The sequence below is a fragment of the Tsuneonella rigui genome (assembly GCF_003958625.1).
In the GTDB taxonomy this organism is placed as follows: Bacteria; Pseudomonadota; Alphaproteobacteria; order Sphingomonadales; family Sphingomonadaceae; genus Tsuneonella; species Tsuneonella rigui.
In genome coordinates this window covers 29,875-46,780 of the sequence record NZ_RSEL01000029.1, presented here as the reverse complement: position 1 = coordinate 46,780, position 16,906 = coordinate 29,875, and the positions used below count along the sequence as shown (strand labels likewise).

Sequence of the window (16,906 nt, the reverse complement as noted above, 5' to 3'; positions counted from 1 at the left end):
CGTTATCCGAACAGTACGCGTGACAGCTTGCGGCGGGTGGCGACGACCCACGGGTCCTCCAGCCCGACCGCTTCGAAGATCTTGAGAAGCCGCCCGCGGGCGGCGCCGTCGTTCCACTCGCGGTCGTGCTGGATCATCGCCAGCAGCGTGTCGGCCGCCTGGTCGCGCTCGCCGGCGGCATAGGCGGCTTCGGCGAACGCGAGCTGGGCGTCCATATCGGCGGGGCGCTCGGTCGCGGCGGCGCGGAGCGCTTGCAGTTCGCTGTCGTCCACCTTGTCTCCGGCCAGCTCGAGAGCGGACAGCGCGGCCTTCACCGCGGGATCGCCCGAAAGCGCCTCGTCCGACCCTTCCGCTGCAGCGCGTGCCTCTTCGGTGCGACCGGCCGCAACGAGCGAGCGGATCAGGCCGGCGCGAGCCGCCGCATTGTCGGGCGCCATGTCGACGACCTGTGCGAAGATTCCCGCTGCTCGCTCGCTATCGCCCTCGGCGAGGATCTGTTCGCCCATCTCGATGAACTGCGCCACTTGGGGAGCGGCCTCGGCGGCACCGCCGACCGGCAACTGGGTGAGCAACCGGTCGAGGATCTCGCGCAACTGCGATTCGGTGCGCGCGTTGGTCAGGTCGGCGACCGGCTGGCCCTGGAACATCGCATAGACCGTGGGGATCGAGCGCACCTGGAACTGCGCGGCGATGAACTGTTCTTCGTCGACATTGATCTTGGCGAGCAGCACGCCTTTGTCGGCATATTCGCCGCAGACCTTTTCCAGTACCGGCGCGAGCGCCTTGCACGGCCCGCACCACTCGGCCCAGAAATCGAGCACCACGAGGCTCGTCATCGACGGTTCGACGATATCCTTGCGGAAGCGGTCGACCGCCTTCTGCTCTTCGAGGTTCAGCCCCATGCTGGCCACGTCTTGATCCCCCTGTCTGTTTGGTGGGTCGGTTGTCGCGATGCGCGGGCCAATGTGGGTGTTCATGCCCGATTGTGAAGCGAAATCGCCGCGCTCCAAATAGCGCTTGCGGCCCACAAGGTGCTTTGCTAACCGCGCGCCTCCCACCGGAGGGGTTCGCTTCTTCGGTCGTCCGCAACTGGACGACAAGCGCCTGAGCGGGCGTAGCTCAGTGGTAGAGCGTCTGCTTGCCATGCAGAAGGTCGAGGGTTCGACTCCCTTCGCCCGCTCCATTGCTTCCCGACCTTGAAGCCGCCCCGCCGTTTCGCGGTGCGCGCACTGCGCGCCCCACGTGCGACATGCAGGTCGTCGCGCCAGATGCGCCGTTCGTCAGTTGCAGCGAACAACGGACTTGCGCGCTCTGCACGCGCCGCTACTGGGCGCCGCGTGACTATATATCATCATGCCGCGCGCCGCGCCCTGCCGCTCCTCCTTGCCACCACCATTCTCGCGTCCGCCGCTCCGGCGCTGGCGCAGGACGACCCGCAAGCCACCGACGATACCACGCAGGCGGACGACGACCTCCACAGCCGGGCGGCCGATTCGGGCCAGATCACCGTCACCGCGAACGGGCTCAAGCGGCTCGACATGCTCGCCGGCACCACCGCGGTCGAGGGGCTGGAGCTGCAGCGCAACCAGGCGGTGCAGATCGGCGAGGTGTTGATGAACCAGCCCGGCGTTTCGATGAGCGGGTTCGCCCCTGGCGCTTCGCGCCCGGTGCTGCGCGGATTCTCGGGCAACCGGGTCAAGCTGCTGATCGACGGGATCGGCTCGATCGACGCTTCCAACGTGTCCGACGACCACGCGGTCGCGGTCGATCCGTTCAATGCCGAGCGGATCGACGTGCTGCGCGGGCCCGCGGTGCTGCTCTACGGCAGCCAGGCGATCGGCGGCGCGGTCAACGTGATCGATAAGCGCATTCCGTTGCGCCTGCCCGATGAGCCGGTGCACTTCGATGCGATGGTGGGCGGCAACACGGTCGCCAACCTGCGCCAGGGCGCTGCCTCGATCGACGCCCCGCTCGGCGGCGGGTTCGCGGCGCACATCGATGGCTCGTACAGCAAGACCGGCGATGTCTCGGTCCCCGGCTTCACCGTCGCCGCGCCGCTGCGCGCCGAGCTGCTGAGCGAAGCCGACGCGATCGCGGCGACCGATCCCGCCTTCGCCGCGACCCTGCGCGGTCAGGCGAACCAGCGCGGTGTGCTGCCCAACAGTGGCTCCGAAACCTACAGCGCCAACGGCGGCATCGCGTTCTTCAACGGCGACAGCAATATCGGCGCGTCGCTTGGTTATTACGACACCTTCTACGGTGTTCCCACCCGGCCCGGCGGCGAGGACAGCGAGCCGGGCTCGATCGGCCTCAAGCAGTGGCGCGGCGACTTGCGCGCGGTGCTCTCGCTGGGCGATGGGCTGTTCGACCGGTTGGAGAGCCGCGCGGCCTACAGCCATTACCAGCACACCGAATTCGAGGGCGACGAGCCGGGAACGGTGTTCAACGTCGAGGGCATGGAAGCGCGCGCCGAGCTGATCCAGGCCGAACGCTCGGACTGGTCCGGTTCGACCGGCGTGCAATATACCTTCCGCCATCTCGATACCGAGGGCGACGAAAAGATCCTGCCGCGCAACCTGTCGGAATCGATCGCGGTGTTCGCGCTTCAGCAGATTCCGCTCGCCGAAAACCTGCGGCTGCAGCTCGCGGGTCGCTACGAGCACGCAACGGTCTCGGCTCCGGACCTCGCTTTCGACCGCGGCTTTTCGACCGTTTCGGGCGCGCTCGGGCTGACCTATTCGCTTCCGTCGGGGCTCGACATCGGCGTGAACGCCAACCGCGTTGCGCGCGCGCCGAGCCCGGAAGAACTACTGGTCGATGGCTATCACGAGGCGACCCAGACTTACGAACGCGGCGACCCGAACCTGCGCCCCGAGCGCGCGGTCGGCGGCGAAGTGTTCGCGCGCGGCCGGATCGGCGCGACCGACCTGTCGCTCACCGGCTTCTACAACCGCTTCAAGGGCTACATCTACGAGGCCAACACCGGCACCGAGATCGACGATGCGCCGGTCTACGAGTTCCGCCAGGGTGATGCCGACTACTACGGCATTGAGGGCGAGATCGACGCGCCGCTGCTGCGCTCGGGTGGCTTCGCACTGAAGAGCGAGCTGCGCGGGTCGTACGTGCGCGCGAAACTCGGCAACGGCGCCAACGTGCCGCGCATCCCGCCGCTGAGCCTGTTCGGCGCGCTAGAGGGCACGGCCGGGGCGTTCACCGCGCGCGGCGAGGTCGCTTGGTCGGACGACCAGACCAAGATCGCGGCAAACGAAACCCCGACCAATGGCTACACCTTCGTCAACGCCTCGCTGGCGTGGCGGCCGGTGCGCGGGAACGACAACGTCACCCTGCTGCTGAAGGCAGACAACCTGTTCAACGCCACCGGCCGCCTCGCGACTAGCCTGACCAAGGACTACACCCCGCTGCCCGGACGCAACTTCGAGGCGAGCGTCCGGGTCAGCTTCTAGGGCTCAGAACCAGCGGCGCTTGGGCCGTTCTTCGACCACCGTCGCACCTGCCGCGTGGGCCGCGCCCTCCGCGCGGGCGGCGCGCAGCTCGGCTTCGTGCGCACGGACCTCGGCGTCGCGGGTCGCGACCTCCCCGCGGCGCGCGGCGCGCATGTGATCGTAGCTCCAGCGCATATGGCCATAGGCGAACACCACCAGCAGGCCGCCGGCGATGGCGATGTTCTTCAACGCCTGCGCGGCCTGCATCGGGTCGCCGAACTGGTTGTGGAAGAAGAACACAGTCAGCAGCGTGAACCCGGCGAGGAGGAAGGAGACCAGCCGGGTCATGATGCCGAGCGCCAGCAACAGGCCGGCGACGACCTCGAAAATACCGGTCGGCATGGCGAGGCTGGCGGGCAGGCTCTTCGATGCGAGCATCTGCGCGGTGCCCGACGGATCCATGATCTTCGGGATTCCCGACAGCACGAACAGAAGCGCGAGCATCAAGCGACCGAGAAATGCGGCGATGGCGGACATTGTTCTGGTTCCTTTCCCCGTTTTCGACCCGTTCAACGCATTCACATGGATAAAGGTGCCGGAGCGCTAGTCCTCCACTGCGAAGGTGATCTCGGCATGCTCACGCAACCGCTCGACCAGCGCTTCGCCGAGGATCGAGCCGGGCGTGCCGATGCCGCCGTCCGCGTCGTTGGCGAGCAGCGCCATCCCGGTCTCGGCGAGCATCCGGCTGGTCGAGCCGTAGCCCGGATCGTAGCGCCCCTTCACCGCGTAACGCAGCTTCTCGCCGCTCGGCATCTCGCCGACGAACAGCACGTCGTAGTGCCCGCTCTCACGCTCCTCGGGCGTCGGCCCCTCGCCGGGCGCGGGCGGCTTGGCGCCGAACGGGTTCTTGAGCAGCTCGACCACCGCGTTCGCCGCTGCCTTGCCCGCCTCGCCGGGGCTGGTGAGCATCATCTCGTCGTAGCGGAAGTCCTCGCCCCACGGGTGGCCGCGCAGGAAGTTGGTGCGGTGGACGTTCTTGGTGTTGATCGTCGCCATGATGAACGGCGCGGCCCAGCGGCCGAGATCGTCCTCATAGTGCGGGATCATCCCGGCGGGCTGGTCGGGCCCTTCAAAGCCAGGCGTCAGCGCGAACGGGCTGGCGAGAAGGCTGACCAGCTTGGGGTTCTTCGCCACTGCCTTCATCGTCGCGGTCAAGCTCGCCGCGGTGCCGCCCGAGAAAGTCCCCTTCATGTCGCGCACCCGCCCGCGCACGCGCGGCGCGGGCTTGCCGAAGCGCTTCTTCGCTTCCTCCTGCAGCATCAGCACGCCGAGATCGAACGGGATCGAATCGAACCCGGCGGAGAACGCGATCCGCGCGCCGCTCTCCTTGGCCTGCTCGTGGTGGGCGTCGATCATCTCGCGCATCCATCCGGGCTCGCCGCACAGATCGGCATAGTCGGTGCCGGTGCGCGCGCATGCGGCGACCAGTTCACTGCCGTATAGCTGGTAGGGGCCGACCGTGGTCAGCACCACGCGGGTGCGGTGGCACATCGCGTCGAGCGTGCCCGGATCGCTCGCATCGGCGACCACCAGCGGGGTGTCCTTGGGGGCGCCGATTGCGTCGCGCACCTCGGCGAGCTTGTCGAGGCTGCGTCCCGCCATCGCCCACTTCGGCGCACCCGGCTTGCCGCCGTATTCGCGCACGAAGTGCTCGGCGACGAGGCGGCCGGTGTAGCCGGTCGCGCCATAGACCACGATGTCGAATTCGCGTTCGGCCTTGCTCATGCCTGTTTCCTCTTGCGCCAGCTGATCGGGTTGCGTTGCTCTGAGACTACCATGTCGCGCGCCGCGCGGTAGTCGCCGGCCTCGATCTGCAGGCCGAGCCGCAAGTCGTCACGCCGACGGTATTCTTCCTCGGCCTCATCGATGTCCTGCAGGCTGTCGCCGAGCATCTCGAGCGCCGCCCGGCCCATCGTGATCGCCGAGCCATGTAGCTCGCGCACCGCGCAATCGACCGGCGCATCGCGCAAGTCCACCAGCGTGCGTCGGTCGTAGGCGCGGACGAGGATCTTGGGGCGGGGAAACGCCTCGCGAATCGCTTCCAGCATGGCGGCGTCGAGCTGCTTGCCGTCGATGCAGAACAGCAGCGCGTCGACCTCGGCCGCGCCCGCCTGGCGCAAGAGGTCGATCCGCGTGCCGTCGCCGAAATAGACTTTCGAGCCAAATTCGCCGGCGGTGTCGATCATCTGCGTGTCGCGGTCGATCAGGGTCACCTTGATGTCGCTCAGCATCAACATCTGCGCCACGGTCTGGCCGAACCGGCCGTAGCCGATCACCAACGCGCCCGCGCCGTCGGAGCGCGGGGCTTCGCGCCGCTCGGTCGATTGCGGCGTGCGACGCAGCGGCGCGGTGAGGATCATCAGGATCGGAGTCGAGGCCATCGACAGCGTCACCACCGCGCCGAACAGGCTCGCCGCCTCGGGGCTGATCAGCAGGCCGTTCTGCGCCTGCGCAAACATCACGAAGCCGAACTCGCCGCCCTGGCTCAGCAGCAGGCCGAGCGCGAGCGCGTTGCGCCAGCTCATGCCGATGGCGAGCGCGATGCCGCCCATCACCGCCGCCTTTATCGCGATCAGCCCGACCGCGGCGGTGAGGACGAACAGCGGCCGCTCGGCGATGGCGTGAAGGTCGAGCATCATCCCGACCGCGAGGAAGAACAGTCCAAGGAGGATGGAGCGGAACGGCTCGACGTCGGTTTCGAGCTCGTGCCGATAGGGCGTGTCGGCCAGCATCACGCCGGCGAGGAAGGCGCCGAGCGCCGTCGAGAGGCCGAGCAGCTCCATCGTTCCGGCCGAAGCGGCGATGGTGAACAACGCCGCGACGATGAACATCTCGCGTTCGCCCAGCCGTCCGATCAGGCGGAACAGCGGACGGATCACGAACCGCCCTACCAGGATCAGGCCGGCGATCGCCGCGACCGTCATCAGCATCAGCTGCCAGCCCGGCGGCCCGCCCGCATCGGCCGGGTTGCGGCTTAGCGCCGCGACCACTGTGATCATCGCGATGATCGACAGGTCCTGGAACAGGAGAATCGAGAACGCCCGCTCGCCGAACGGGGTCTTGAGGCGGCCCGCCGACTGCAGCATCGGCAGCACCTGCGCGGTCGACGACAGCGCCAGCGGCAGCCCGAGCGCGATCGCCGCGGGCCAGGTGAACCCGGTCGCAAAGCCGATCGCCAGCGTCAGCGCCGCGCCGCACAGCAGCACTTGCAAGAGGCCGAGCCCGAAGATTTCGCGCTTCATCTGCCACAGTCGCTGCGGCGCAAGCTCAAGTCCGACTATAAATAGCAGCAGCACGATGCCGAGCTCGGCGAAGGCGATCTTGCCTTCAGGATCGCCGGTCAGGTGCAGCACCTGCGGCCCGATCACCACGCCCGCGACAAGGTAGCCCAAGGTCGCACCCAGCCGGAGGCGGCGGAACAGCAGCACGAAGCCGAGCGCGAAGCCCAGCATGACCACCCCGTCGCGCAGGAAGTGACTGGCTTCCGCGTGCTCCATCAAAGGGTCTTCATGTAAGCAATGACTTCGCGTCGTGCGGCCGGGTCCTTAAGCCCGGCATAGGTCATGCGGGTGCCGGGCACGGTTTTCATGGGCGCATCGAGAAAGCGGTCGAGCGTCGGATCGTCCCAGGTCAGCCCGGCCTGCTTGAGCGCGGCACTGTAGGGATAGTCCGCCGCCGCGCCCGCCGGCTTGCCGTAAACGCCTGCGAGCGACGGGCCGATCAAGTGCTTGCCCGGCTCGGTCGTGTGGCAAATCTTGCATTGGACGAATGCGGCGGGCGGCTCGCCCGCGGCGGCTTTTGATGCTTCGGCGACCGCTTGCGCCGGGCGTTCGCCCTGGGTGCCGGCGGTCGCGTCGGGCTTGGGGTTGTCGCTCTCGCGCGCGGCCTGACCGCAGGCGGCGAGGGCAAGCAGCAGCGATGCGGCAAGTGCTAGGCGGATCATGCATCACTCCGGGCGCCGGATGCGCCCTGATGCATGTAAAGATTAGTCGGCCCCGGTCAAAGGGCGAGCCGCTACAGCTTCAGGTTCGCCCGCACGCCGATCATGTCGATCCCCGGGTTCTGCTTGCCGAGAATCTGACCGTTGGAGATGTGCACCCAGCTCGCCTCGACGCTGACGCGCGGGGCGACATTGAGACCGAGCGCGATCTCCGGCTCGAACAGCACCCGGCTGCCGAGATCGGTGCGCAGGCCGGTGGCGGGGTTGGAGCGTAGCGAGGGCGCGTCGTGGACCACCAGCCCGACGCCGGGACGGACATACATTCCGCCAAGGTTGAACTTGCGGCTGAGCCCGACACCTACGAAATCGGTCCCGCCCTTGTCGCTGTTGACCGAGCCGAACACGTACGGCTGGATCTTCGCCACGGGCACCACCGGATCGAACCGATAGCCTAGCTGCAGGTCCGCGCCGCTCTCCTGGGTATCGAGCGTGAACAGCGTATCGACGGCGTGCTTGTATACGCCGCCGTAGACCTCGCCCGCGTGGGCCGGTGCGGCGGACAGGAGCGCGCCGGCAACGGCGGCGAAAGCGAGTGCGATCTTCATGGCGCGCCCCTGGCTGTGGCAAGCTTGCCGCAAGCTGAAGCCAATTGTCCGATCGCGCAACCTTGCCCTTTGTGATGGGCACACGCGCGCCTATCCGGGCCGGCTTTATGCCGAACGCAGCCATCTCGACGCGCGACGCGCCCTGGCGGACCGAGCTGTCCGCGACGCTGGCGCTCGCCTGGCCCCTGGCGCTCGCCAACCTGCTGCAAATGCTGGTCCATGCTGTCGACGTGATTTTCGTCGCGCGGCTGGGCGAGCGCGAGCTGGCCGCGTCCGCGCTCGCCATCGCGCTATTCGGCCTGGTCATGTGGGCGTTCTCCGGCCTTACCGGGATCGTCGCGGCGCTGATCGCGGAAGAACTCGGCCGCCGGCGCCACGCGGTGCGCGAAGTCCGCCGCTCGGTTCGCATGGGCCTGTGGCTGGCGGTCGCCACCGGGCTGGTCGGCATGGCGGTCTGCTGGTTCGGCGAAGCGATCATGCTCGCGAGCGGACAGACGCCGGCGCTGTCGGCGCGAGCGGGCGATTTCCTGCGCATCATCATGTGGGCGATGATCCCGATGGTGGCGGCCAGCGTGCTGCGAAACTTCGTCTCTGCGCTCGGTCGGCCGATTTTCGCCACCGCCATCACCGGATTGGCGCTAGGCGCGAGCCTCCTGTTCAACTGGGTGTTCGTGTTCGGCAATCTGGGCGCGCCCGCGCTCGGGCTGGAAGGCTCTGCCTTGGCGAGCGTGTGCACCTCGCTGTTCGTCCTCGCGAGCTATCTCGTCGCGATCGGACGCGACCGGCGGCTGCGGCGGTACCGCATCTTCGGCAACTGGTGGCGCGCCGAATGGTCGCGCCTGCGCGAGATCGTGCGGGTCGGCAGCCCGGTGATGGTGATCATCATCGCAGAAGCCGGACTGTTCAGCGGCGCGGCATTGCTGATGGGCCGGATCGGGGAGTCGGAGCTTGCCGGTCACACGGTCGCGCTGCAGATCGCCGCACTCGCATTCCAGGTACCCTTCGGCGTGGGCCAGGCGGCGACGATCCGGGTCGGTTATCACTTTGGAGCCGGCGACCGCGCGGCGATCGGCCGGGCAGGCTGGCTGGGTATCGCGGTGGCGGCAGGGTTCATGTGCCTGACCGCCGCCGCCATGCTGTTCACGCCTAAGCTGTTGCTCAGCATCTATGTCGATCCGGCCGCGCCGGCGAACGCGGCGATGGTGGCCTTCGCCATCAGCTACATGACGATGGCCGCCGCGTTCCAGTTGTTCGACGGCGTGCAGGCAGTTGCCGCCGGGTCCCTGCGCGGACTGCAGGATACCCGCGTGCCGATGGCGATTGCGATCTTCAGCTACTGGGTGCCGGGCTATGGCACGGCGATCTGGCTCGGCTTCTTCACTCCGCTCCAAGGGTTCGGGGTGTGGGTCGGGCTGGCGATCGGATTGGTCTTTGCGGCTGGCCTGCTCACGTGGCGCTGGTCGAAGCGCGACGCGCTCGGGCTGACGATCCGCACGGCCTGACAAGAATCTTGTCCCGGGCCGCTTGACGCCCATCTGACGCGCACTAAATGGCCGCGTGCTGGCACTCTCCATGCGGGAGTGCCAAACCATTCTCACCACCTACGAAAGGGTAAGCGACATGGCATTCCGTCCGTTGCACGACCGCGTTCTCGTCCGCCGCATCGAGGCCGACAGCAAGACCGCCGGCGGCATCATCATCCCCGACAGCGCGCAGGAAAAGCCGAGCGAAGGCGAGATCGTCGCCGTCGGCACCGGCGCCCGCAACGAGCAGGGCCAGGTTCACCCGCTCGAGGTGAAGGCCGGCGACCGCGTGCTGTTCGGCAAGTGGTCCGGCACCGAGGTCAAGATCGACGGCGAAGACCTGCTGATCATGAAGGAAAGCGACATCATGGGGATCGTCGGCTGACAAGCCGTGAGTCCCCGCGAAGGCGGGGACCCCAGTCGTCATCGCACCAGACCCCCGCTTTCGCGGGGGATCAGAATCATAGAGAAGGACACAAGACATGGCTGCCAAGGACGTGAAGTTCAGCCGCGACGCGCGCGAACGCATTCTCGCCGGCGTCGACACCCTCGCCAACGCCGTCAAGGTCACGCTTGGCCCGAAGGGCCGCAACGTCGTGATCGACAAGAGCTTCGGCGCGCCGCGCATCACCAAGGACGGCGTCACCGTCGCCAAGGAGATCGAGCTCAAGGACAAGTTCGAGAACATGGGCGCGCAGATGCTGCGCGAAGTGGCCTCGAAGACCAACGACAACGCGGGTGACGGCACCACCACGGCCACCGTGCTCGCCCAGGCGATCGTGACCGAAGGCATGAAGTCGGTCGCCGCCGGGATGAACCCGATGGACCTGAAACGCGGCATCGACCTCGCGGTCGAGAAGGTCGTCGAGAACATCAAGGGCCGCTCGAAGGAAGTCTCGGGCAGCCAGGAAATCGCCCAGGTCGGCATCATCTCGGCCAACGGCGACCGCGAAGTCGGCGAGAAGATCGCCGAGGCGATGGAGAAGGTCGGCAAGGAAGGCGTGATCACCGTCGAAGAGGCGAAGGGTCTCGAATTCGAGCTCGACGTCGTCGAGGGCATGCAGTTCGACCGCGGCTATCTCAGCCCCTACTTCATCACCAACCCCGACAAGATGACCGTCGAGCTGGATAACCCCTATATCCTGATCCACGAGAAGAAGCTGTCGTCGCTCCAGGCGATGCTGCCGATCCTCGAGGCGGTGGTGCAGTCGGGCCGTCCGCTGCTGATCATCGCCGAGGACATCGAGGGTGAGGCGCTCGCCACGCTCGTGGTCAACAAGCTGCGCGGCGGCCTCAAGGTCGCGGCGGTCAAGGCACCCGGCTTCGGCGATCGCCGCAAGGCGATGCTGCAGGACATTGCGATCCTGACCCAGGGTGAGATGATTTCCGAAGACCTCGGCATCAAGCTCGAGAACGTCACCGTCGGCATGCTCGGCCAGGCCAAGCGCGTGTCGATCGACAAGGACAACACCACCATCGTCGATGGCGCCGGCTCGGCCGACGACATCAAGGCGCGCGTGGGCGAAATCCGTACCCAGATCGACGCGACCAGCAGCGACTACGACCGCGAGAAGCTGCAGGAGCGGCTGGCGAAGCTCGCCGGCGGCGTGGCGGTGATCAAGGTCGGCGGCGCCTCGGAAGTCGAGGTGAAGGAGCGCAAGGACCGCGTCGACGACGCGCTCCACGCGACCCGCGCCGCGGTCGAGGAAGGCATCGTCCCGGGCGGCGGCACTGCGCTGCTGTACTCGGCCAAGGCCCTCGACGGCCTGACCGGCGCCAACGAGGACCAGACCCGCGGTATCGACATCGTCCGCCGCTCGCTCACCGCGCTGGTGCGCCAGATTGCCCAGAACGCCGGCCATGACGGCGCGGTCGTCTCGGGCAAGCTGATCGACAGCAACGATGAGCAGCTGGGCTTCAACGCCGCGACCGATACCTATGAGAACCTGGTCCAGGCCGGCGTGATCGACCCGACCAAGGTCGTCCGCACCGCGCTGCAGAACGCGGCCTCGGTCGCCGGTCTCCTGATCACCACCGAAGCGGCGATCAGCGAGAAGCCCGACGACAAGCCGGCGATGCCCATGGGCGGCGGCGGCATGGGCGGCATGGGCGATATGGGTTTCTGACCGGATAGCGGCCCGGCTAGCTCAGGCTAGCCGGCGCTCGCGCCGGTCCGGCCAGCGGAGCGAAGCTCCGTCTGACGACTCGGGCTTTGCCCGAGTCGGCCCGCCAGAAGTAGAAGAGGGCCGGAGGAGCAATCCTCCGGCCCTTTTCTATGCCTACTATTCCCCGCGGGTCTCGCGCAGGATGATCTCGGCGATCTCCTCGACCGAGCCGGTCACCAGCAGTGGCTGCCCGCCGACTATCCCAACCTTGGTCTGGCCGTTCTCATCGCTGCGCAGCCACGCCACGTTCGATGCGACCACGAGGTAATTGCCCCCGCGCGAGGGAAGCGGAACGAACTTCATGCGAACCTTCTCCAGTTGAGAAGCGTTCTACCCGCCCGCAGTCACCACCGCGTTAACGATAACTCAGCCTGTCGCGGGCGCCTTCCATCACGCCGAAGCCGGCGGGCACTAAGCTGCCCGCCTGCCGTTGACCCTTCGCATACGAAGGAGAGACGCCCCCATGAAGATCCCGCACCAGGCCCTCGTCGCACTCGCCAATGGCGAGCGGCTCGTCATCATGCGGAACGTCGGCCAGCCGTTCGAGCCCAAGCTCGAAAAGGTCAGCGAGCCCGACCTCCTGCTGACCAACTTCAGCGCCGGGGTGCGTCATCAGGACCCGGCCGGGCAGCGCAACGGCAGCACTGATGTCGACGAGCTGGCGCACGGCGCCGCGATCGCCGAGTGGTTCAACAAGGCGACGCTCAACGGCGCGAAGGAGCCGGTGGTGATCGCCGCCGATCCCAAGACGCTCGGCCAGATCCGCCAGCATTGCCACCAGGAGCTGGAGGCCCGCATCGTCGGCGATCTCGCCAAGGACCTCACGAACTCGCCGTTGCCCGAGATCGAGCGAGTTTTGGCAGAGGCGTGAGCCCGGCGTGCGCCCGCTGCGTGCCCTGGCCCGTCGCCTCGGCATGAGCGGCGGGGCGACCGCACGCGCCCGCATGGTCGAGCGCCAGATCGCCCGCCGCGGGGTCACCGACCGGCGCGTGCTCGACGCATTCCGGGAAGTTCCGCGCGAGGACTTTGTGCCGGAGGGCCTGCGCGAATTCACCTACCGCGACGGGCCGCTGCCGATCGGCGAAGGGCAGACGATTAGCCAGCCGTGGATCGTCGCCAGCATGATCGATGCGGCGGAGATCGGTCCGGGCGACCGTGTGCTCGAGGTCGGCGCGGGATCGGGCTATGCGGCCGCGGTCCTCTCGCGCATCGCGGACGAGGTCTTCGCCATCGAACGCCACGGCAAGCTGGCGCGCGAGGCGAGCGAGCGGATCGAGGCGCTCGGCTACGGCAACTGCACCGTCCTCGCCGGCGATGGCATGGAAGGCCTGCCCGCCGAAGCGCCGTTCGATGCCATCCTGGTCGCCGCGCGGAGCGATGCGGTCCCTGACGCGCTGCAACGGCAGCTCAAGGTCGGCGGCCGGCTGATCATTCCCGTCGGCGGAGAAGACGTTCAGCAACTGCGCTGCATCGAGCGTACGAGCGAGGAGCAGTGGGAGAGCCACGATCTCGCGCCTGTCCGCTTCGTTCCGCTCCTGCCCGGCGCGGTGCCCGAGGACGGCGTGCGCACCGCGAGCGACCACCGGCCCGCCCGCGCGCAGTCGCTACCCGAGCTGATCGCGCAGCATGCGGTCCCGCTGCCGCCAATCGACGACCCGGCGTTCGCCGAGGCGTTCGACCGATTTGCCGACAAGCGCGTGGTCATGCTCGGCGAATGCAGCCACGGCACGCTGGAATTCTACCAGGCCCGCGCGGCAATCACCAAGCGGCTGGTCGAACGGCACGGCTTCACCATCGTAGCGGCCGAGGCGGACTGGCCCGATGCCGCGGTGCTCAACCGCGCGATCGGTCACCAGCCGGCGCGCGAGGGCGCGGAACGCCCGTTCCGCCGCTTCCCGACGTGGATGTGGCGCAACCCGGTGATCGCGCGGCTGATGCACGATCTCCACGCGATCAACCGCGACCGCGGGCCGGAGGACATGGCCGGTTTCTACGGCCTCGACATCTACAACATGTCGGGCTCGATCGAGGCGGTGCTGGCGTACCTCGATGAGAACGATCCCGAAGCCGCCGCCGTGGCCCGCGAACGGTACGGTTGCCTGACCCCGTGGCAGGACGATCCCGCCGTCTATGGCCGCGCAGCGCTGACCCACGGCTTCGGCTGGTGCGAGGAGGCGGTCATCGCGCAGTGCCGCGAGATGCTGCAGGACGCGCTCGAAAACGACGGCGAGGCATTCGGGGCGGCGATGAACGCGCGCCTCGTCGCTTCAGCCGAGCGCTATTACCGGGTCATGTACTACGGCGGCGCGGACAGCTGGAACCTGCGCGACGAGCATATGGCCGACACGCTCGAACACCTGCTCGAGCACGGCGGTCCCCAGGCAAAGGCAGTCGTGTGGGCGCACAACAGCCACATCGGCGATGCCCGCGCGACCGACATGGGCGCGGTGCGCGGCGAGCATAACATCGGCCAACTCGCGCGCGAGAAATGGGGCGACGAGGTCGCGCTGATCGGGTTCGGCACGCATGCTGGTACGGTCTCGGCGGCGACCGACTGGGACGGCGACCGCGAAGTCAAGCGGGTGCTCCCATCGCGCTCCGACAGCTACGAGCGGTTGTGCCACGATACCGGGATCGAGCGCTTCCTGCTCCTGCCCGGTGCCGACGACGCGCTACGCTCGCGTCTCGCGCAACCGCGGCTGGAACGTTTCATCGGCGTGATCTACCGCCCTGAGACCGAGCGGTGGAGCCACTACAGCGAGGCGGTGCTGCCCGAGCAGTTCAATGGCTATGTCTGGTTCGACCAGACCAGCGCGCTCGAACCCGCCGGACACGAGCCGCACGAAGGCGTGCCGGACACTTTTCCGTTCGGTTCGTGACCGAATAGTTCCCGCCTTCGGCTCTCCATATCGCGCGAGGGACACTTTTCGTCGCGCATCCCTTGCGCCAATTTTCTGGCCGCCGTTAAGTCCCTGTGAAGCATGACGGGATAGTCTGGGGGTCATGGGATTGGGACGCATAGCACGGTGGTGCGCCGCTCTGGCGCTGGGGTTCACGAGCCTGACGACGGCTCAGGCGGCCGACGGCGACTTCAATAGTGCCTTCGACGCGGCGCTCGGCACGCAGGCGCGCACGCCGATGGTCGCGCAAGTGCGCGTCCAGAGTCCGTTCGACGCGACCATTGCGCGGATCGCCGATGGCTCCGCCGGCCGGATCGGCGTCTACGCAGTGGATCTCGCGAGCGGCCGCGAAGTTTCGGTGCTCGGCGATCAGCGCTTCCCGATGGCCTCGACCAGCAAGATCGCGATCGCGGCGACCTTCATGGAAGGGGTCGAGCGCGGCCGCTTCACGCTGACGAGCGAATTTCCGCTGATGGTGCCGGTCGCTTCCAAGCGCTTCTCCAGCGCCAAGGCGCCGGTGGTGCCGGGCAAGTACTACAAGGCGGTCGATCTCATCGAGATGATGATCACCCGCTCGAACAACCAGGCGACCGACGCGCTGCTTGCTGCGGTCGGCGGGACCAGCGTGGTCAACGACTGGGCGCGCCGTAACGGGATCGCCAACTTCAACCTGACCCGCGACATCGCCACCCTGGTGCGCGACGACGGTGAGATCGATCCGGCCCGCACGGTCGATATCCGCGACAGCGCCACGCCCGAAGCGATGGTCCGCCTGCTGACCGGCCTCTACCAGGGCAAGTTCCTGGCCGAGAGCAGCCGTAAGGTGATCCTCGGCGCGATGGGCCGCTGCCGCACCGGCACGCACCGTATGCGCGCGATGCTGCCCGACGATGCGCGGGTGGCGCACAAGACCGGCACGCTGAGCAATACCGCGAGCGACATCGGCATCATCAACACGCCCGACGGCCGCGCCATCGCGGTGGCGATCTACGTCACGGGGCAGGGCTCACGCGAGGCACGCGACGCGAAGATCGCGAGCATCGCCCGCGCGCTCTACGATGGGTACCAGGCACAGCCCGCGCGGGCTTACGCCTCCGCCAGCTACTGACCGGCGCTAAGCGCCGCGGCCATCCGTGCCGCGGCGGCATCGTACACCCGCTGTTTGAGCATGTCCGTGCGCGCAGGCCCGGCGCTGGCGGGATTGCCCGCGGCGAATGGCGGCGCGGGATCATATTCGAGCGATAGCTGCACCGCCTCGGCGTGATCCTGTCCCGCTTCACGCGCGACCAGGGTGAGCGCGAAATCGATTCCGGCCGTCACTCCGCCCGCGGTGATCGTATGGCCGTCCTCGACGACCCGCCCAGCCGCGTGCGTGGCACCCACGAGCGGCAGGAGGTGCGCATAAGCCCAGTGCGTGGTCGCGCGCTTGCCCTCGAGCAAGCCCGCCCGGCCGAGCAGGAACGCGCCGGTGCACACGCTGGTGACCCACTTCGCGCCGGAAGCCTGACTCGCGATGAACTCTATCGTCTCGGCATCGCCCAGTGCCTCGGCCACCCCGTGTCCGCCAGGCACGCACAAGATGTCGGCTTGCTCTGCATCCGCGAACGTCACGTTAGGGAGGATGGCAAAGCCGGAATCGGTCGCGACCGGATCGAGTGTCTTGGCGGCGACAAATGTGCTGGCGCCGTGCAGGCGCGAGAGGACCTGCGCGGGCCCGGTGAAATCGAGCTGGGTGACGCCGGGGAAGAGGACGAACAGCACCTTGGTCATCGCGCGATCCTATGCGTCCGGCGGACAAACGAAAAGGGCGGCGCCTTGCGGCACCGCCCTCCCGTTTGTTTCGCGAAATGCGAAGGCTTAGTCGGCCTTGGCTTCCGTGGTCGACTCGCCCTGCACGTCGGCTTCGGCGGCGGCGGCAGCGTCGGTCGCGGCGTCCGAAGCGTTGGCGGCGGCAGTCGCGGTGTCCGAAGCGGCGCTGTCGACGGCTTCGCCGGCGGCTTCAGCGTTAGCCGAGGCGTCGGCAGCAGCCGAATCGGCGGTCTCGGCGGCGGCGTCTTCGGTCTTTTCCGAGCAAGCCGACAGGGTCAGGGCAGCGGCGCCAGCGGCGGCGGCGAGAAGGATCTTACGCATAGTTCGTTGTTCCTTTGAACAGCGGTTTAAGGACGCTCGGTGAGGCCACCGTGCCGTCCCTAAATAATGGCAGCTTTGTGGCACTGCAAGCCAATTTGCCCGATTTGGCCAAAATCCCGCCGCAATTGGGGTGCTGCTCG

At 67.7% G+C, this 16,906-nt stretch carries 16 protein-coding genes and 1 tRNA gene; 8 read left to right on the top strand and 9 right to left on the bottom strand.

Annotation, left to right across the window (positions count from 1 at the left end):
* Positions 1-2: 2 nt before the first annotated feature.
* Positions 3-902: a tetratricopeptide repeat protein gene (locus tag ELY12_RS13470; RefSeq protein ID WP_126177342.1), complete on the bottom strand. Its 900-nt coding sequence runs from the start codon at positions 900-902 to the stop codon at positions 3-5.
* A 206-nt stretch (positions 903-1,108) separates the two neighbouring features.
* On the opposite strand from ELY12_RS13470, the gene ELY12_RS13465 reads away from it, so the two are divergent.
* Together ELY12_RS13465 and ELY12_RS13460 are read left to right on the top strand one after the other, a co-directional pair.
* Positions 1,109-1,183 (top strand) — tRNA-Gly (locus ELY12_RS13465).
* Positions 1,184-1,337: 154 nt separating this feature from the next.
* On the top strand, positions 1,338-3,464 hold the full coding sequence (locus ELY12_RS13460) for a TonB-dependent receptor (protein WP_164549516.1): 2,127 nt from the start codon (positions 1,338-1,340) through the stop codon (positions 3,462-3,464).
* 3 nt (positions 3,465-3,467) lie between these two features.
* Here ELY12_RS13460 and ELY12_RS13455 read toward each other — a convergent pair whose 3' ends face one another.
* The 5 genes from ELY12_RS13455 to ELY12_RS13435 form a co-directional block, all read right to left on the bottom strand.
* Positions 3,468-3,980, bottom strand: a complete 513-nt coding sequence (locus ELY12_RS13455; protein ID WP_126177229.1) for a DoxX family protein — start codon at positions 3,978-3,980, stop codon at positions 3,468-3,470.
* 66 nt (positions 3,981-4,046) lie between these two features.
* Entirely contained in the window at positions 4,047-5,228 is a 1,182-nt protein-coding gene (locus tag ELY12_RS13450; protein WP_126177228.1) for a saccharopine dehydrogenase family protein, read from the bottom strand.
* Complete coding sequence (locus ELY12_RS13445) at positions 5,225-7,000, bottom strand: monovalent cation:proton antiporter-2 (CPA2) family protein (protein ID WP_126177227.1); 1,776 nt, start codon at positions 6,998-7,000, stop codon at positions 5,225-5,227. Before ELY12_RS13445 ends, ELY12_RS13450 begins: the two co-directional genes overlap by 4 nt.
* Positions 7,000-7,446, bottom strand: coding sequence for a c-type cytochrome (locus ELY12_RS13440; RefSeq protein WP_126177226.1), 447 nt, complete (start codon positions 7,444-7,446; stop codon positions 7,000-7,002). Before ELY12_RS13440 ends, ELY12_RS13445 begins: the two co-directional genes overlap by 1 nt.
* A gap of 71 nt (positions 7,447-7,517) precedes the next feature.
* Positions 7,518-8,048, bottom strand: coding sequence for an acyloxyacyl hydrolase (locus ELY12_RS13435; protein WP_126177225.1), 531 nt, complete (start codon positions 8,046-8,048; stop codon positions 7,518-7,520).
* 107 nt (positions 8,049-8,155) lie between these two features.
* Between ELY12_RS13435 and ELY12_RS13430 the strand changes: the two genes are divergently transcribed.
* The 3 genes from ELY12_RS13430 to groL all read left to right on the top strand — a co-directional run bounded on the left by ELY12_RS13430 (position 8,156) and on the right by groL (position 11,697).
* Positions 8,156-9,550, top strand: a complete 1,395-nt coding sequence (locus ELY12_RS13430) for an MATE family efflux transporter (protein WP_126177224.1) — start codon at positions 8,156-8,158, stop codon at positions 9,548-9,550.
* A gap of 118 nt (positions 9,551-9,668) precedes the next feature.
* Complete coding sequence (groES, locus tag ELY12_RS13425; protein ID WP_126177223.1) at positions 9,669-9,956, top strand: co-chaperone GroES; 288 nt, start codon at positions 9,669-9,671, stop codon at positions 9,954-9,956.
* A gap of 97 nt (positions 9,957-10,053) precedes the next feature.
* Positions 10,054-11,697: a chaperonin GroEL gene (gene groL / locus ELY12_RS13420; protein ID WP_126177222.1), complete on the top strand. Its 1,644-nt coding sequence runs from the start codon at positions 10,054-10,056 to the stop codon at positions 11,695-11,697.
* 156 nt (positions 11,698-11,853) lie between these two features.
* On the opposite strand, the gene ELY12_RS13415 is transcribed toward groL, so the two are convergent.
* Positions 11,854-12,039 carry a hypothetical protein gene (locus ELY12_RS13415; protein WP_126177221.1) on the bottom strand — a complete coding sequence of 62 codons (186 nt, stop codon included), beginning with the start codon at positions 12,037-12,039 and terminating at the stop codon, positions 11,854-11,856.
* Positions 12,040-12,199: 160 nt separating this feature from the next.
* Between ELY12_RS13415 and ELY12_RS13410 the strand changes: the two genes are divergently transcribed.
* The 3 genes from ELY12_RS13410 (at position 12,200) to ELY12_RS13400 (ending at position 15,744) form a co-directional block, all read left to right on the top strand.
* The gene (locus tag ELY12_RS13410; protein ID WP_126177220.1) at positions 12,200-12,607 is read left to right on the top strand and encodes a baeRF12 domain-containing protein; all 408 of its coding nucleotides are present in this window, start codon (positions 12,200-12,202) and stop codon (positions 12,605-12,607) included.
* Positions 12,608-12,650: 43 nt separating this feature from the next.
* The gene (locus ELY12_RS13405; RefSeq protein ID WP_126177219.1) at positions 12,651-14,615 is read left to right on the top strand and encodes a protein-L-isoaspartate(D-aspartate) O-methyltransferase; all 1,965 of its coding nucleotides are present in this window, start codon (positions 12,651-12,653) and stop codon (positions 14,613-14,615) included.
* A gap of 124 nt (positions 14,616-14,739) precedes the next feature.
* A complete protein-coding gene (locus ELY12_RS13400) occupies positions 14,740-15,744 on the top strand; it encodes a serine hydrolase (protein WP_126177218.1) in 1,005 nt (334 codons plus the stop codon).
* Here ELY12_RS13400 and ELY12_RS13395 read toward each other — a convergent pair.
* Together ELY12_RS13395 and ELY12_RS13390 are read right to left on the bottom strand one after the other, a co-directional pair.
* Complete coding sequence (locus tag ELY12_RS13395; RefSeq protein WP_126177217.1) at positions 15,738-16,406, bottom strand: DJ-1/PfpI family protein; 669 nt, start codon at positions 16,404-16,406, stop codon at positions 15,738-15,740. The two genes, ELY12_RS13400 and ELY12_RS13395, sit on opposite strands and share 7 nt — an antisense overlap.
* 87 nt (positions 16,407-16,493) lie before the next feature.
* On the bottom strand, positions 16,494-16,766 hold the full coding sequence (locus ELY12_RS13390; protein ID WP_126177216.1) for a hypothetical protein: 273 nt from the start codon (positions 16,764-16,766) through the stop codon (positions 16,494-16,496).
* Between the last annotated feature and the right edge of the window lie 140 nt (positions 16,767-16,906).

What these genes read in the sequence shown, in the direction of transcription:
- ELY12_RS13455 (WP_126177229.1), bottom strand. Translation starts at nt 3,980, where the DNA reads ATGTCCGCCATCGCCGCATTTCTCGGTCGCTTGATGCTCGCGCTTCTG.
- ELY12_RS13390 (WP_126177216.1), bottom strand. Translation starts at nt 16,766, where the DNA reads ATGCGTAAGATCCTTCTCGCCGCCGCCGCTGGCGCCGCTGCCCTGACC.
- ELY12_RS13405 (WP_126177219.1), top strand. Translation starts at nt 12,651, where the DNA reads ATGAGCGGCGGGGCGACCGCACGCGCCCGCATGGTCGAGCGCCAGATC.
- ELY12_RS13410 (WP_126177220.1), top strand. Translation starts at nt 12,200, where the DNA reads ATGAAGATCCCGCACCAGGCCCTCGTCGCACTCGCCAATGGCGAGCGG.
- ELY12_RS13415 (WP_126177221.1), bottom strand. Translation starts at nt 12,039, where the DNA reads ATGAAGTTCGTTCCGCTTCCCTCGCGCGGGGGCAATTACCTCGTGGTC.
- ELY12_RS13440 (WP_126177226.1), bottom strand. Translation starts at nt 7,446, where the DNA reads ATGATCCGCCTAGCACTTGCCGCATCGCTGCTGCTTGCCCTCGCCGCC.
- ELY12_RS13435 (WP_126177225.1), bottom strand. Translation starts at nt 8,048, where the DNA reads ATGAAGATCGCACTCGCTTTCGCCGCCGTTGCCGGCGCGCTCCTGTCC.
- ELY12_RS13450 (WP_126177228.1), bottom strand. Translation starts at nt 5,228, where the DNA reads ATGAGCAAGGCCGAACGCGAATTCGACATCGTGGTCTATGGCGCGACC.
- ELY12_RS13470 (WP_126177342.1), bottom strand. Translation starts at nt 902, where the DNA reads ATGGGGCTGAACCTCGAAGAGCAGAAGGCGGTCGACCGCTTCCGCAAG.
- groES (WP_126177223.1), top strand. Translation starts at nt 9,669, where the DNA reads ATGGCATTCCGTCCGTTGCACGACCGCGTTCTCGTCCGCCGCATCGAG.
- ELY12_RS13445 (WP_126177227.1), bottom strand. Translation starts at nt 7,000, where the DNA reads ATGGAGCACGCGGAAGCCAGTCACTTCCTGCGCGACGGGGTGGTCATG.
- ELY12_RS13400 (WP_126177218.1), top strand. Translation starts at nt 14,740, where the DNA reads ATGGGATTGGGACGCATAGCACGGTGGTGCGCCGCTCTGGCGCTGGGG.
- ELY12_RS13395 (WP_126177217.1), bottom strand. Translation starts at nt 16,406, where the DNA reads ATGACCAAGGTGCTGTTCGTCCTCTTCCCCGGCGTCACCCAGCTCGAT.
- groL (WP_126177222.1), top strand. Translation starts at nt 10,054, where the DNA reads ATGGCTGCCAAGGACGTGAAGTTCAGCCGCGACGCGCGCGAACGCATT.
- ELY12_RS13430 (WP_126177224.1), top strand. Translation starts at nt 8,156, where the DNA reads ATGCCGAACGCAGCCATCTCGACGCGCGACGCGCCCTGGCGGACCGAG.